14 protein-coding genes are annotated in these 14,872 nt (G+C 38.1%); 3 read left to right on the plus strand and 11 right to left on the minus strand.

From position 1 onward, the window contains the following. Position 1: 1 nt before the first annotated feature. Positions 2–2,575, minus strand: coding sequence for a T9SS type A sorting domain-containing protein (locus J0M37_02560; GenBank protein MBN8583951.1), 2,574 nt, complete (start codon positions 2,573–2,575; stop codon positions 2–4). Between the two features lie 6 nt (positions 2,576–2,581). After that, the gene (locus J0M37_02565) at positions 2,582–2,749 is read right to left on the minus strand and encodes a hypothetical protein (protein ID MBN8583952.1); all 168 of its coding nucleotides are present in this window, start codon (positions 2,747–2,749) and stop codon (positions 2,582–2,584) included. 166 nt (positions 2,750–2,915) lie between these two features. On the opposite strand from J0M37_02565, the gene J0M37_02570 reads away from it, so the two are divergent. After that, the gene (locus J0M37_02570; GenBank protein MBN8583953.1) at positions 2,916–4,367 is read left to right on the plus strand and encodes a hypothetical protein; all 1,452 of its coding nucleotides are present in this window, start codon (positions 2,916–2,918) and stop codon (positions 4,365–4,367) included. A gap of 49 nt (positions 4,368–4,416) precedes the next feature. Continuing rightward, positions 4,417–5,178, plus strand: coding sequence for a tRNA pseudouridine(38-40) synthase TruA (gene truA, locus J0M37_02575; protein ID MBN8583954.1), 762 nt, complete (start codon positions 4,417–4,419; stop codon positions 5,176–5,178). A 1-nt stretch (position 5,179) separates the two neighbouring features. Here the strand turns inward: truA and J0M37_02580 are convergent, their stop codons facing one another. After that, on the minus strand, positions 5,180–6,100 hold the full coding sequence (locus J0M37_02580; protein ID MBN8583955.1) for a DJ-1/PfpI family protein: 921 nt from the start codon (positions 6,098–6,100) through the stop codon (positions 5,180–5,182). A 229-nt stretch (positions 6,101–6,329) separates the two neighbouring features. On the opposite strand from J0M37_02580, the gene J0M37_02585 reads away from it, so the two are divergent. Beyond that, positions 6,330–6,854, plus strand: a complete 525-nt coding sequence (locus J0M37_02585; protein MBN8583956.1) for a DinB family protein — start codon at positions 6,330–6,332, stop codon at positions 6,852–6,854. A gap of 63 nt (positions 6,855–6,917) precedes the next feature. On the opposite strand, the gene J0M37_02590 is transcribed toward J0M37_02585, so the two are convergent. The 8 genes from J0M37_02590 to nosD all read right to left on the minus strand — a co-directional run bounded on the left by J0M37_02590 (position 6,918) and on the right by nosD (position 14,826). Continuing rightward, complete coding sequence (locus J0M37_02590) at positions 6,918–7,763, minus strand: FecR domain-containing protein (protein MBN8583957.1); 846 nt, start codon at positions 7,761–7,763, stop codon at positions 6,918–6,920. Positions 7,764–7,901: 138 nt separating this feature from the next. Further along, positions 7,902–9,452 (minus strand): Ppx/GppA family phosphatase, encoded by a 1,551-nt coding sequence (locus J0M37_02595; protein ID MBN8583958.1) that lies wholly within the window; start codon positions 9,450–9,452, stop codon positions 7,902–7,904. 30 nt (positions 9,453–9,482) lie between these two features. Next, entirely contained in the window at positions 9,483–9,893 is a 411-nt protein-coding gene (locus J0M37_02600) for a HEPN domain-containing protein (protein MBN8583959.1), read from the minus strand. Then, a complete protein-coding gene (locus tag J0M37_02605; protein MBN8583960.1) occupies positions 9,890–10,198 on the minus strand; it encodes a nucleotidyltransferase domain-containing protein in 309 nt (102 codons plus the stop codon). The genes J0M37_02600 and J0M37_02605 overlap by 4 nt, the downstream gene beginning before the upstream one ends. A 109-nt stretch (positions 10,199–10,307) precedes the next feature. Further along, positions 10,308–11,717 (minus strand): alpha/beta hydrolase, encoded by a 1,410-nt coding sequence (locus J0M37_02610; GenBank protein ID MBN8583961.1) that lies wholly within the window; start codon positions 11,715–11,717, stop codon positions 10,308–10,310. Between the two features lie 366 nt (positions 11,718–12,083). Then, positions 12,084–12,857: an ABC transporter permease subunit gene (locus J0M37_02615; protein ID MBN8583962.1), complete on the minus strand. Its 774-nt coding sequence runs from the start codon at positions 12,855–12,857 to the stop codon at positions 12,084–12,086. A gap of 2 nt (positions 12,858–12,859) precedes the next feature. Then, positions 12,860–13,582 carry an ABC transporter ATP-binding protein gene (locus J0M37_02620; protein MBN8583963.1) on the minus strand — a complete coding sequence of 241 codons (723 nt, stop codon included), beginning with the start codon at positions 13,580–13,582 and terminating at the stop codon, positions 12,860–12,862. 35 nt (positions 13,583–13,617) lie between these two features. Continuing rightward, entirely contained in the window at positions 13,618–14,826 is a 1,209-nt protein-coding gene (gene nosD / locus J0M37_02625) for a nitrous oxide reductase family maturation protein NosD (GenBank protein MBN8583964.1), read from the minus strand. Between the last annotated feature and the right edge of the window lie 46 nt (positions 14,827–14,872).

Raw genomic sequence — 14,872 nt, forward strand, 5'->3', positions numbered from 1 at the left:
ATTATTTTACCAGTATCATTTTTTTAACGTCACTGAATCTCGAAGTGGTTATCCTGTAGAAATATACACCTGATGCAAGATTAGAGCCGTCAAATTTTACCGTATGGCTGCCTTCTTTAAACCTGGAATTTACAAGCTCACTTACAACCTTACCTGTAATATCGTAAACTTTAATGTTAACATTTTCTGCCCAGGCAAGTGAAAATTTTATTGTTGTCGCGGGATTAAAAGGGTTGGGATAATTCTGGCTTAAGCTGAATTTAGCAGGTGTTTCATTGTTATTAAATCCCACAAAGTTATCGTTAGCTCCGTCTCTTATCCATGCTCCTCTGCCGTGTGAAGCCGCCATTATATAGAATTTACCGTTAGAAACACTGTCAATATACTCCAGTTCTGTTATTTTGTTGCCAACAGGCATTCCCGCTGTCCACCTGAACCAGTTTGAACCGCCGTTTGATGTTTTCCACATTCCGTAATCTGATGCCAGGAATAAAATATTATCGTTTACAGGGTGCGGAACTAGATCCATAACCGGAATGTTAGGCAAGTCTCCGGTAATATTGGACCAGTTTATGCCCCTGTTAGTAGTTTTAAAAACTTTCTGATTACTTTGAAAGTTTTCCGTTAATGCATAAGCTTTATTGTTATTTCTGGGATGCTGTGCAACATATCTTAATGGTACCAAAGGTAATCCTGCAGCGCGGTTATACCAGCTGCCGTTATCATAAACCCACAGCATATCATCGTAATTTGGATTCCCCCCGTTCCAAAGAATAGAATATATGACTGTCTGTGAACTTAAGTACTTAGCCGCATTAATGCGCCACACATTGGTATTGAAGGTTTGAGAAGTAAATTGAGTCCAGGTTGAACCCATATCGGTTGATTCAAAAATTTTATTTCCGTTTCCAATGTATAAATAAGGAGCAATGTTTGGTGTACCGTCATTTTCAATATTGGAAATATTTATTGAACCGTTTAAACCTGTACCCGCGGGTGACCAGTTAACCCCCCAATTTGTAGTTTTGGAAAAACTTCCGTTAAACCTGCAGAACATTCTGCTTGGATTGCTTTTATCTATATCACAATCATACCCATCACCACCAGTTACAATATTCCAGTTCGCTCCGTTGTTTGTGGAAATAACTACTCCGTTATCCTGCGTACCGCCTCCCATAAAAATTGTATTGTTAAATACAGCGGCATCAAACCCGTAAAATTGTGTAAAAGGAAAATCATTAAGAATTGTGTACCATGTTAATCCGGCATCTGTAGAATAGTTGATTCCTCCGTCATTGCCTATATAAACATTTTGGCTGTTGTACCATTTAATTATTTGCTGGTCAGGATGCACATCAGCGCTGCTGAACTCAAACCAGTTTGCTCCGCCGTTCGAAGTTCTGAGCAAAGACCCGCCGCCCAGCAGAACCACATCCCTGTTAACAGGTGATACTGAGATACAGTTGTTATAATTGCCCTGGTTCCAGTGAATATCCACAATTTCGTTTAAATGATTTCTCCATGAAATATCCTGCCATGTGTTTCCCCCGTTTGTAGTTCTGAAAAAACCCGTTGTTCTTCCGTTAAAGTTTGCAATAGATACATATACATAATTAGGGTCTGAAGGTGCGATAGATACTGAAGCTGTAGCCCAGTTACCGGCAGAAACCGGAATTGTATTTATCCGGGTAAAATTATCTCCGTTATTGTTTGATCTATATAAACCATCTCCATATACAGCGGCATATAATATATCCGGACTTGAAGATACAACAGAGACATCTGTCACAATTCCACTGAGGAGCAGATTCCACGAGCCGGAAATCCCTCCGTTATCAGAGCGCATATAACCTCCATTAGTAGCGGCATGAACCACACTGTTAGAGCCGGGACGGTATTTAATTCTGTAAAAATTATTAGGCTGCAATGGAAGAGCAACCGGAAGCCAGGTTATCCCACCGTTAGTAGTCCGGAACATCCCGTCTCCTACGGTTACGGCTGGTTCACCTGTTCCAATTAAAATGTTATTTGTATCATTTGGATTAGTTGCAAAAGCTCCTATTATTAGCTTGGATACATCATCTGATATTGCAGCCGGAATACTTCCGGCTCCCCATAGTTTCCATAAACCTCCGCTGGCTGAACCAACCAGCAAAGTAGGCGCTCCTTCAAACCCAAGATCAAGCACCCGGCCGCAGTATTTTTTATCAATATCAATCACCATTCCGTTTGGACCAAGGCTTTTCCATGTATCATAAGGCTGCATATCTGTAATGTCTTCACCGGGCATTGAAAATACTTCTTTTTCTATTCTGTTAAGCTCTTCCGTTGATGGGATTTTTTTGTTATATGCTTTCTCGTAATTTTCATATGGATTTTTATTTTTTCTCTCTTCGTTTTTCTTTCTGCGTTTCTCAAGGTTTTCTTCTCTTGTTTCAAAATATTTTTGTTCTTCGCTTTTTGATAAGCTGCTCCAAAATTCATTTAAAGTTCCGGAAAATGAAAAATATACTACAATAACCGCTATTGATACAATTGATAGTAAGTATTTTAGGTTTTTTATACTGTAATCCATTATATTTTATTTATTAATTTTTTTTACTTTTTGATTGTAATACTGTTCGCAGGCTTTATATATTATGGTATCAGCGCTTGTATCAAACATTTCCTGCAAAACTTTTATCAGTTCATGTGTCTCAGGCTTTAATCTGTATCCCTTTGATATTTTCCTGGTTTTTGGTTTAGTCATTTCTTAATGTGCACAATTGTGCTCAAACGTGCACAATAATAACTTACAGGGCCAAGCAGAGCAAAGAAAAATATAACAAAATATAATATCGTAAAATGCGGGTACGCACGTATTATTCTCGATTTTTGCAAAATTTATGCATATTTTACCGGAAAATATAATAACGATGCTGAAGACTAAATCTCTGGAAATCCTGAAAACACTCTCAAAAACAGAGTTTTCTGTTTTTGGTGATTTTATTGAATCACCATATTTCAATAAAAATTCTAACTTAGTTAAGCTTACTGCGTATTTAAAAAAATTCTACCCGTCATTTACATCAGATGAGCTGAACAATGAGAATCTTTACAGCAGCGTATTCCCGGGTAAAAAATATAATGATAACATTCTCAAGAACCTGCTTTCAGATTACTATAATAAATGCCTCGCTTTTTTGGAATTTGAAGCATTTAAAAACGACAGCAGGCTTCGGCAAAAAAAACAGGTTTCTGATTTAAATAAAAAAGGGCTTGATAAGTTTTTTATAAAAGCGCTGGATTCATTAAGAAACGATCTTACAAAAAACTCTTTTGATTCAAATTATTTCAAAGATCTTGTTTTCATAAATAATGAAAGCGCGCACTATCTTTCTGTGCGGAGCCGGCAGCATGAGGCGTTTAATAATATAGAAGAAATTGCATCAAGCCAGCTGTTTGATTTCCTGGTAGCGCACTATAAAACCCGCGCAAACCTGGTTTTGATTGGTGATTACTATAAACGGCAGGGCAAAGATGTAAAATTCCTGAAGTTTAATGATTTGATAAACGATGAAGGCATTATAGAGCTTATCAAAGAAAATTATCCTGATGAGTTTATTTTTATAGCACCTTATTACTATGCTGTAAATGCCGTTATAAGCTCTGAAGATAATACATACTATTACCTGCTTAAGGAAATAGTATCAGCGCACCTTTCAAAATTCAGCTTTAAGGAAAAGTTCCTCCTTCTTTCAACTGCTGAAAATGTCTGCGCTAAAAAAATTAATTCAGGCGATCACAGCTTTATCAGGGAGCTGTTTGAGCTGAATATTATTAAGCTTAACAACAGTATTATTTCCTACAATGGTTCAAATTCATTTCACCCGTCACTCTTCCGCAACACGTGCAAAACCGCCGTTGATCTTGGTGAAATTAAATGGGTGAAAAACTTTATAAATGAGAACGGTAAGCTGATTTCAGATGACGACAAAAACAATACTTTGAACTACTGCAGAATGCTTGTAAGCCTGAAAGAAAAGGATTTTGAAAGTGTACTAAAATCTGCGCAGAAAATAGATCTGAATACTGCATTTTACAAGCTTGAAGTCAGAAGCTCAATGCTTATTTCGTATTTTGAGCTCAGTTATTATGAAGAAGCTTTAAGCCTGCTTGAAACATTCAAAAAATATCTCAATAACAGCACGGAGATCTCTGATTTCCAGAAGCAAACATACCTAAACTTTGTTTCATGTTTCGGCGAGCTTGTTCAGTACAGGATTTCAGACGATAAAAACAGGCTGATTAATGCAGAAATGATATTTAAAAACAATCACTCGATTGGCTTAAAAGACTGGCTTGAAGAAAAATTCAGTAATAATTAGTACCGGTTTAATTATATACCTATCTTTGTAATATGAAAATCAGCAAAATATGAAATTCAAGATTTATCTCGAATACGCCGGGGCTAACTACTCAGGCTGGCAGAAACAGCCGGGAGAAACCAAGGTTAAAACCGTACAGGGCACGTTGATTACTGCTGTACAGGCTGTTTTTAAAAGAAACAAAGGCGTAAATAAATTTATCGACCTGCAGGGCTCAGGCAGGACCGATGCAGGCGTACACGCATCAGAGCAGGTTGCACATTTGGAATGCGAAACAATGCTTGCGCCCGAGATTCTGAAAATGAAGATCAATGATGAGCTGCCCGGTGATATTAATATCCTGGAAATTGAAAAAGCACGGCCTGATTTTCATGCCCGCCACAGCGCAAGATCAAGGCAGTATCTCTATGTTATATCTAAACGCCGGACGGCGTTTGAAAAACGCTTTGTGTGGTGGGTAAAGGATAAGCTAAGTGTTAAGAAAATGAAAGAAGCGGCACCTTTGTTCACGGGAATGCATGACTTCAAAGCGTTTTCTGATGATACTCCCGGCGAAAAATCAACCAAGTGTATGGTGGAATCCTTAACCATAACCGAAGACGAAAACAAAATTTATATCCGCATCAAAGCTTCACATTTCCTGTGGAAGATGGTACGCCGCATAGTCGGCACACTTGCTGAAGTTGGCAGGGGAAAGCTTTCCGCAGATGAAATATTCCCGCTGCTGAACGGAAAACACGCCGGCAAGTTTAAACCGGCTGAATATACAGCACCGCCTTCAGGCTTATTCCTAGAAAAGATAGAATATTAATTCAGCTGTAATTTATTATCCTTCTTAATTGCCGCTCGCTTTTCAGCCCGCACTTGCGCGCTATCTGCAGCCTGGATATATCAGGATTTTTCATTAATTGATTTATTCTTTCAACCCTGATTTTTCTTATATACTCTCCAACAGTTATGCCTGTTTCCTTTTTAAATATCCGTGTGAAATTCCTTTCGCTCATATTTGCCGCATCAGCAAGATCAGCAACAGCCAGCCCTTTATCCAGTGATTCGTTTACCATATCCTGTGCGCGGTGAATTCCATAATGCATATGGTTCCTGAACTCAAGTAATATACTTTTCTGGGCATGCTCCCCGTTACGCCTGTTGTATACAACTAGCTCGCGGGCAACCTTGTATGCAAAGTAGCTTCCTTTCAGCTTTTCAATTATATGAAGGGTCAGGTCTATTCCCGAAGCAATACCTGCGCTTGTATATATTCCCTTTTGCTCTGTGAAGAGAATATTTTCGCGAACTTTAACCAGGGGGAAAAGTTCTGCAAGCTGTGCCGTTCTTTTAAAATGTGTAGTAGCTTCTTTACCATCAAGCAAACCTGCCTGTGCAAGTGCGAATGATCCTGAACAAATACTGCAAACGTTTACTTTTCTGCTGTATTGTAAATTTAACCAGTCAAAAAATTCCGTTTCTTTTTTAAATTTATCTGAAAGAAAATAATTTACTCTGGAACCCGGAATAAAAATAAAATCACCCTGATTTAAAATGATTTCCCTGTAATTTTTCAATACACTGATATTTAATCCGCTGTAAGTATTTATTCCCTCATTGATCCCGCAGTGTACTATTTCAAAATCAGCGCCAAAATCAATTGATTCTACTATTGCCTGTTCCGGTCCCGCAAGGTCAAGCAAATGCATTTCAGGGAGCATTACAAATAAAAATTTTATTGCCATATCTTTATGATTTCAGCAAATTTAATTAATTTTCACAGATCAAATAAGCCATATGGCGGTCATATTACGCCAAAAATATATCGGCTTTAAATGTCATAAAAATGACCGTTATTTTTAACTTAACTGATTTATATTTGTTTATTATAATGGCTGTGTTTGAAAATTTTCAGTTTATATTCATACAATATCAGTTATTATAATAATACAACGCGATCAATTAAATAGTAATATGAAAATGAAACTCTCTGAAATTAACCCAATGCCCGAATATTTTGAACGCTATATGAATAAATGTGATGATGTTGATATCCTGACAGCTATAGAAATATCCATAAAGGAAGTTGAACAAATTCCCGTTGATAAATGGAATTCAATAGGACTTAAAACTTATGCCCCGGGTAAATGGACGATCAATGATATTCTTCAGCATTTAATTGATACAGAAAGAATATTTATTTACAGAGCGCTTTCAATTGCGCGGGGCGAAAAACAACCGCTGCCGCCCTTTTCTGAAAATGACTATGTAACCGAAGCAAATGCTTCAGTTAGAGGTCTTGAAACATTGATCTCTGAATTATTAAATCTTCACAGGTCATTGCTGGATATGTACAGGTCATTTACACCGGATATTTTACTGCGTAAGGGAAAAAGCTTCGCTGGTGAATACACAGCTGCAGATATTGGTTTTATACTTCCCGGCCATCAGCGCTGGCATTTTGATGTGATAAGGGAAAGGTATATGAGCTTAATATGATTAGGTTATAAAAAATCCCCTAAATAGCGGGGATTAATTAAACACCGTTATGTAATAATTCGTCTATTTAAATCTTGCATCTTCAAACCATTTTGTTTCCCCTGGAGGAATTGGTTCCGGCATTCCGATTTTATTTGTTAATGTAACCATATAACCTGCTTCAACAAGAGTTGGTTTTATTTCCCCGGCCTGCTGACTTGCAAGTTGTGATAAAGCAAGTAGCTTTGTCGTAAATTCTTCTGTTGTCATTTTTCCCGCTTCATAATCTTTTTGAAGCTGTTCCATTTGTTTCGCTGAGCTTTCCAGCTCGCTCATATCTTTTGGCGGATTTACTTCAAAAGAACCTTCATAAACTTTTACAATATCTTTTCCATTCAAAACTTCATATGTAAATTCAGTTCCCCTTACCCCACCACCGCCATTTTCTGTTGATATTTCAAACTTACCGCCGCCTAGCAATTTTTTTACTTTTGTCCAAATACTGCCGTTGATAAGCTTTACAACCGTTTTTGTTTCTTTACACAGATTTTCTGTGAACATAAGCGAGCTGTTCGGTCCAACAATCATTACAGAACCATCAGCAAGTTCAAGCTTAACAAAACCGTCTTCACCTGTTTTCACTTCCTCATTTTCTACTATATCAAAGCCAACTTTCAGCTGCTCTCCGTTTAGGGTACGATAAACAGTATCAACCTCCTCGCCGCATGCCTGCAGCAATTCCATGATCTTAACTGAACCTATTACCAGCCCCGATACCTGGACTACTTTAACCTTGCATTCATTGCTGTATGGAACTGAAATTTTTGTACCAGAATCATCAAAAAGCAGTGAGTCGTGCCCGCCGCCAAATGAAAAGATCTTTGATGAAGCAAAAAAAATTAACAGAAAAACCAGTATTTTTCCCGTCATATTATATCAAATTAATTTATTTAGAATTTTCAAATATAAGAATATTGAAAATACTTTTAAACAATCATTATAAAATAAAATTTTTGAAATAATTTGTGTTTAAGGGTGTGCACATTTTATATTAAAATTTATACCTGTTCATAATGTAGATTTAAACTCAACCTCTACGCCAAAAACTTCTTCAAACAATTTCTGTTTGCTTTCTGCACCCCATATTTCAAGCTCAATATTTTCAGCGTTACCGGTAATGCTGAATGTTACCCTGCCTTCACTGTGAGATATATCAATATTACTTATAGATGATGTATGGCTTCTGTCCAGTCCGTCTGCAATACGCAATATTGCTGCAAGCTTCCTTATCACAAGCTGCTCATCAGCCGTAAGCTTGGCAAAATCCGGGTGCTTAAGTTTAGGATGGCTCTTGCGGTGGTATCTTGCAACATTAGCTACAATTTCCTTCTCGTTCTCAGTAAAGCCAAGCATTTCCGCATTCCTGATAATGTAATATGAATGCCTGTGATGCTGGGAGTGTGATACAAACCCGCCCACTTCATGCAGAATAGTCGCAGCTTCAAGGTATTCACGCTCCGCGGGTCCAAGCTTATGCAGCCTTTTTGTGAGGTCAAACATCTTAAGGGCAAGCCCCGTAACATGGGCGGAATGTTCTTTCTCTATCCTGAAATTTTCTGCAAGATGCATAACACTGTTATACCTGATGTTGCTAAGGTGATCTTTATCCTTCAGCAAAAATTCTTTTTCAATGGTATCAAGCACTATTCCTTCGCGCAGGGCATATTCTGATATCATCATTTCTTTTATCTTCAGCTCTTTGAATATCTGCTCAAGCAATATAGCTCCTGCGGTTATAATATCCGCCCTTGCAGGGTCTAAACCCGGTATCTTCAGCCGTTGTTTTATTGTCCCCGCTTCGATGATATCATTAACCGCTCCGTAGAGCTCATCCCGGGTAAATATAAAATTGTTAAGCCTTGCCTCAGCTTCGCCGCCACGCTTAATATTAATTATGTTTGCAAGGTTCATAATTGTACCCGATGAACCCACCGCAATATCATATTTATGATGTTTACTCTCTCGGGTAACAGTAGTCATAAATCCTTTAATATACTCCCTGCACGCTTTAACTGATCTTGAATCGGTATCTTTTTTTCCTGCAAAGAACCTTTCTGTCAGCCTGATAGCACCAAGCTTTAAGCTGTTATCATAATAAATATCCCTGCCCCTGCCAATTAAGAACTCTGTGCTGCCGCCGCCGATATCAATCATTAAAATGGTTTTATCAAATACGGGTACTGATTGCAGTATGCCAAGATATATATAACGCGCTTCTTCAATACCTGAAGCAACTTCAATTCTTATGCCGGCTTCAAGTCTTGCGCGCATTATGAACTCATGCTGGTTTTTTGCTTCCCTTACAGCACTTGTGGCAATGGCGCGCACCTGCGCGCCGGCTGAATCAGCCAGTGCGGTAAATTTCTTAAGAGCTGCAATTCCGCGGTCCATTGCTTCCTTGCCCAGGTATTTCATGTCCGCTGAGCCTGAACCAAGCCGTACGCTTTCCTTTTCCCGCCCAAGTATATTGAACTTGCCGGTATTGGTATCCACTTCAACTATTACAAGGTGAAATGAATTTGTTCCTATATCAATTGCCGCCAGTCGTGGCTTTATCATCTACGGTTTATATAAAAATTTCAATAAGGATTAAAATAATGTCAGCTTACTTTCTTCTTTATTAAGCTTTTTCAATACAAAATCTTTAATTTTGCGTGCTGATTCTACTGCTTGTCCTGCTTCTGTAATATTGGGAATATAAAATGATTCCGGATAACGTGTATCTACTGCGTAAATAGATAAACCATCGACATTGATAAAATCAAATTCAGGATCGTCTTTAATACATAAATGATGTAAGAATTTCAGATTATGAGTTCTTGGGTAAGAAATACTTCTGCTGCTTAAATAACATTTCAGGAGTTTTTCAACCGATTGTTGTGAATTAAAACATATCGTATCGGTGTAAAGATCATTTTTTGATATACTCAATAGCTGTTCCGCCGTTTTGAGGTCCCTGATAGCTTTAATTAGCCCTTTAGTAATCAGATCATCAGTCATATTAACTGACCTTCTTCAGCAACAAACTTTATAATGCTGTCACTATTTTCTGAATTCTGCTGCAGGATTTCTTCATTTCCAATTAAAATATCTGAGCATATTTCTGCTTCTGCCAGTTTACCGGAAAGTAAGTCCATCAGCTCAATTTTTTGGTTTCTGCTAAGCTTCTCTTTTAAAACCAAATAAAGATCATAGTCACTGTTTACATCATAGTCACCGCGTGCTCTTGAGCCAAACAATATTATCTTTTCAAGGGTGTACCCGTTCAGATTATTTTCTATAATATTTCTGATCTTTTCTTTCATTTTTTACTAAAATACTCAAATCTTTACGATATTTCTATGAATATAAATTTTTTAAAATTTCACTATTTCATTATTTCATTATCTCACTACTTCACTTTTCACTTATATCTCACTGATTTTGCAGCTTTATCCACTCTGTTATATCATCCAAAAAACCCGGGACAAACTGCTTAGGTAATTGCGGGTATTCATTCGGACTCCCTGTTCCCGCTTCCTGGAATAAATGATTCGCATCAGGATAAATAAGAGTAGTATAGTTACTGTTACCGGCTTTTTTCAGCGCGTCTTCCATCGGCTTTTGGTTCTGCCCTACGGGCACCTGCAGGTCCTTGCCTCCAAATAGCATCAATACCGGAATGGTCGTTTTTTCGAGCGCATAAGAAGGGTCATAGCTCAGGAAAAATTTCATCCATTTACTGCTGAACTGATTTATGGCGTCTTTGGCTGTCTGCTTTACATATTCATCTTTGTTTTTTATAGCTGATTTTTCTTCAGGTGACATTTTATCATAGCTGTCACTCACATTTTTTTCAAGCTGTTCTTCAAGCTCTTTAATATTGCCGTCTTTCACAAGTGTTTCATATATAAGGTTAAGCATTACAATGTAACCTGAAATTTCATCTTCGGTTGCATTTTCTGATTTCATTATTAGCTTCGATTGCTCCTTAATTATATCTATACCTTTTACACCTGTTCCTGCCATTAATATCATGTAAGCAATATTTGTTTTGCCCGCAACAATCGGGGCTACTATACCGCCTTCACTGTGTCCCAGCAGACCTATAGCCATCGGATTTACATACTCTTTTGTCTTCAGCAGTTCCACTGCTGCTGCAACATCACCGGCAAAATCCATGGTGGTTGATTCATTTACGCTTTTGCCTTTTGAGCCGCCAACACCTCTGTCATCATACCTTAGAACGGCAATATCTTTGTTAGCAAGATGCTCGGCTATTATCTTAAATATCTTAAATCCGTAAATATCCTCATCCCTGTTCTGAGCTCCGCTGCCGGTAATAAGCACCACTGCCGGGTATTTGCCTTCACCTTTTGGATAAGTGATAGTACCTGCAAATGTATTTCCGTCATTGAAGAAAGTTATCTCTTCTGTATTGAAGGTTTTTGGGACAGTATCAACCTGTGTTGTACCGTTATCAAGTCCGCCCCTGATAAGGCTGAACCTTCCGTTAATGCCGGATTGTAAAAATGTGCCGCCTATTGAATCACCGTAATACAGCCCGTCAAACACGGCAGTTCCGTTTGAAGCAGGCAGCTCAAAATGTACCTTCGGGTTGCTGAATGATACTTTATCAAGCTCTAAACCCATTGCGCCCTGTTCCGGTATATCCATCACAGCCTGAACTGTTTTTCCCGTTGTTGTGAACTTAACGCCGATACCGATCTTAGTGCCCATGATATCAATAGCACCGTTCCATGATGTATCAATTTCGGATTGTGAGTATAATAGTGGAGTAACAAATACAGATATAATGAGCAGAAAACATTTGAGAGTATTCATAAATTTATTTAGTTCAATAACTATTTCCCAAATTAAATATGCCCTCTCCTTTGGGGAGGGCAATCACGCCGGAGGCGTGATGGGTGGGGTCTATTATACAAAAATACAAAACATTTAATTACCCTGCTATTAAAATAAAAATACAATATGGGTTATCAGACTTCATAAGTCTATTTGTATTTTCTATGATAAATTATTTGGAGGATATGGTTTTCTTGGATAAATGTTAAGACTTTTGAAGTCTTATCTTTAAATATGTGTGGTTTTTTGACTTTGCAACTGAAACTTACAGGATAAATTTGTGTAATCCGTGAAATTCGCCCTAAGGGGGCTTATTCGGAGTGGTTCAATTTTTTAATATCATCTTCAAAAATTCTTCCTGTTAAACACTCTTAATGCCAGCAGTGTAGGCATTACTGCCCAAAGAAGAAGGAAGCCTAAAGAAAACAGCATACCAAAAGCTGAACCAAAGAACTGCTGAAGCGTTGCGCCTGTATAACCCATAAGCGCGCTTACATCAAGCTTTAAAAGTATCAGTATGCGGGCAAGATCAACCGGATTCAAAGCGGATACTATTATTGTAGCTTTTTCAAGCGGGTATGAGCTGAACACAAAATAAAGCACAAGTACAAGCGCGTCAAATATAACTGACATATAGAACCATATAACCAGCGATATGCCGATACCTTTGGCTTTATCTTTGTTTATCACCGAAGCCATAAATGCTAAAGCTGTAAAAATGAAAGTGAGAAATATTCCGCTCAGTAGCAGGTAAAATGAACCTGCAGCTCCGCCGTAAAGTATCAGCGGCAGACCAGTTCCTAACATAAACCCTGCAGCAAGGGCTATTGAAAGCCCTGCATACTCAGCCCAGAAAATATTCTTACGCTTAACGGGCATTGCAAGCAGCATTTCCATGAATTCCTTTGAGTTGTAGAAATGGATAGTCCCGAAAATTATGCTCACCAGCGGAACAACAAGCAGAACAATATTCAGTAAGCTTATTACTGCTTTTGATACATCTTTGCCGGTGTATATTATTCCAAACGATATTGCAAAAAGCAGAAGAGTGTATATTATTATCATTTTGCTCCTCAGCACATCATATAAAACATATTTTAAAATCTTAAGAGTTGTCATGATTAATTTTTTCCTTCACTTTCTGCTGTCTTTATCAATGATGCTATCGCCTGGTTCAGGGTAGCTTTGCCGGTTGAGCTGTACAATTCATCCTTGGTATTACTAAAACATATCTTGCCTTCAAGCATATAAATTATTCTGTCTGCCATTGCCTCAACTTCACTTACAATGTGCGAAGTAATGATTATCAGCTTTCCTTTTTTCTTTTCTTCAAGAATTTTATTCTTCACAATTTCACTCGAAACGGGGTCAAGCCCAGCTGTAGGTTCATCAAGAATAATAATATCACCGCCGAACAAAAAAGCAGCTGCGCTGCTTACGCGCTGTTTCATTCCGCCTGAGAGCTGCCCTATTTGCTTATCATTCATTTCATGGATTTTAAGCTTTTCTATCAGCTCTTCATCATACACGCAGTGATTTCCGCGAATATCCTTTATCATAGCCATCACTTCCTTAACCTTCAGGTTTTCCGGGAAGCACGAGTACTGCGGCATATAACCGATATGTTTGCGGTATTCGCATTCACCGTTAACATGGCAGTCATTTACATATATATTACCTGAATCAGCCTTAACAAGTCCAAGTATGCATTTAAGCATCGTGGTCTTGCCGCTTCCATTCGGTCCCATCACCGCAGCAACAGTACCTTCACCAAGTGCAAGCGATACACCCTTCAATGCTTCATTTTTATCGAACTTTTTCTTCAAATTCTCTATCTTTATCATATCATTACTCATTGTTAATTGCTCATTGCTAATTGCTAATTGATCACCCTTTCCATCATTGGTGTCTCATCAATCAGAGACTCCGGTGTAAATACCGGCACAACTCTTTCTGCCATATCAAGCAGGTCCGCAACAAAGCTCCTTAGCAAAAACACAGCTTCCGGTGTATCTTCAACAATTTTGCTGAATAAACCTACCGGCCTGTAAGGTACATCGCCTGTCCCGTTCTTATCAAGATCGTATCCTTTATATTTATCCCAGTAATTGCCCATAAACAGATTACTGTTGCGTGAGCTGTTGGTTGTCACATCAAATGTATTGGCGTTGAAATTATTCCCCCGAACCGTATCATCTGTGCAGTTGCCCAATATCTTCAGTGCATAGCCGTTTGAATAAAATTCATTTCCGGCTATCAATAGCCGCGTTCCGCCTTCAGAGTATATTCCCACCGTGTTGCCTGTAAAAGTGTTGTTTTCAATGTAGCTGTCGGTAATTTCTTTTAGCAGCAGACCGTATGAATTAGAGCCGTTATTGAACTCAAACCGGTTGTTTATCATCTTAACATTTTTGGTGTACATAACCGCAACACCAGCGCCGTTGTTTGCAAATACATTATTAACATATTCATCGTTATGTGAAAACATAAAATGCAGCCCGTATCTTACATTATTAAAGCTTGAATTATTTTCAGCGCGGCTGTAAGTAGCGAACTCAAAATAAATGCCATCGCGGTGCCCTGTAATGGTATTGTTCTTCACCAGAATATAGCTGCATTTCCATAAGTGAATCCCGTTGCCCGAAGAGCTCTCGGTAACCGCATTGCTGGTTGCTTCGTTGTAGATCACATTGCATGAATCACTGCCGGCAAGATAAATACCAAAGTAATTATTGATGAGCTTGTTTGAAATAATATTGCAATGTTTTGAATCTTCCACTCTTATGGCTGCATAATCACGCATCCCGCTGAAACCTGAATTATTGATATAAAATCCTTTAACTGTAACACTATTGCTGCGTATTATGATAATTTCGCCTTTCGAAAATCCGTCAATTGTGGGGTATCCTTCTCCTATTAGCTCTAACTTTTTATCAATTAATATTTCAGCTTCTTTATACAATCCTTCCTTAACAATTATCCTGTCACCATTTACTGCAAGCTCTACGGCGCTTTTAATGCTCTCACCCGGATTTACTATTATATCTTTCCCAAAAATATTCAGAGCAGTTATTGCAAGGATTATCATTATGTATATTATCTTAATCAATTTTCTTTATCTGTATAACTTGTAT

Source organism: Ignavibacteria bacterium, from assembly GCA_017303675.1.
Taxonomy (GTDB): Bacteria; Bacteroidota; Ignavibacteria; order Tepidaquicellales; family OLB5; genus OLB5.